Consider the following 1,020-nt stretch of genomic DNA (forward strand, 5'->3'; position numbering starts at 1 on the left):
AAGGTTAACTGCTTACATTCAGGAATATTTTGATTATCAAGAATTTGAAAATTTGGCGATCTTGAACTGCAAGACTTATCAGTAGAGTACTTCATCATAAAAAATAGGTTAAGTGGGAAACCACCGTCTTTTAAGCGGTGGATGGAAACGACTCGACGGGTTTTAACCCGTAGTCAAAAAAACGTGTTATTATTATTAAATAACTTAAAAAGTAGCCTCAATATCAAAATATTCTCTGATACTGCAATCTATAAACACTATTTCCGATAGGATAAGTAGGATAAGAAAGTAATTGAGATGTATAATTTGATTTACATTCTATCACTCTAGCGTTTCGCTTCGCGACATGAAAAGCTTTTTCGGCTACCTGACCTAGTATTTGAAAGAATTGATTAAATGCAGCATCTAACCAAGATTTATTTAACCTAGACTTGGACGATTGACCATTAGGTAAATACTTTCCATTTTCATCTTGTTTGGTTTGATTTCTGCAAGTTAATCCTACTAGATTTAACTTTTCTATGAAAAATACTTTTTTACCTGTCCGAGTTAATTTATAAGTTGTTTTATACTGGAAATATTGACGACTTCTAGCTATTTTTTGATGGATTTTGCCTTCGCGTTTTGCGTGCTTTGCGTCTGGCTTTACTGCCATTTTTACGTTTGTTCTTGCGTTGGGATACTTTGGTTAGTTTATCTTGATTTATTCTTAAAGGTTTGAGAGAAGGAAATAAATTACCTTATGAAGTGGCTAAATAAATGTCTTTGTCTAACACAGCATCTAAACCTATAGAGTTTTCCCAAGTCGGTTAAATATTGTCAGTTTTCAACTCAGGGATTGATTTATCCTCTAAACTTAAATTTATCAACCAGCCATCAGTTTCTTTGGTTAGTGAAACTTGTTTGATTTGGGTTAGTTCAGGTATTGCTCTATGGGTTATGACCTTAATCAAACCTATTTTAGGGATTAAAATATATAACCATTTACCATTGATTGATGAAAATTTTAACCAAGAATCA

General features: G+C 32.5%; 1 protein-coding gene and 1 pseudogene. Both read right to left on the bottom strand.

The features are described 5' to 3' along the window. Positions 1 to 223: 223 nt before the first annotated feature. Entirely contained in the window at positions 224 to 655 is a 432-nt protein-coding gene (locus F6K13_RS34725) for a hypothetical protein (RefSeq protein WP_124143971.1), read from the bottom strand. A gap of 154 nt (positions 656 to 809) precedes the next feature. Beyond that, positions 810 to 1,020, bottom strand: a pseudogene (locus F6K13_RS34730) (RNA-guided endonuclease TnpB family protein); the annotation flags it as partial.

The organism is Okeania sp. SIO2B9, assembly GCF_010672505.1.
GTDB lineage: Bacteria > Cyanobacteriota > Cyanobacteriia > Cyanobacteriales > Microcoleaceae > Okeania > Okeania hirsuta.

What these genes read in the sequence shown, in the direction of transcription:
- F6K13_RS34725 (WP_124143971.1), bottom strand. Translation starts at nt 655, where the DNA reads ATGGCAGTAAAGCCAGACGCAAAGCACGCAAAACGCGAAGGCAAAATC.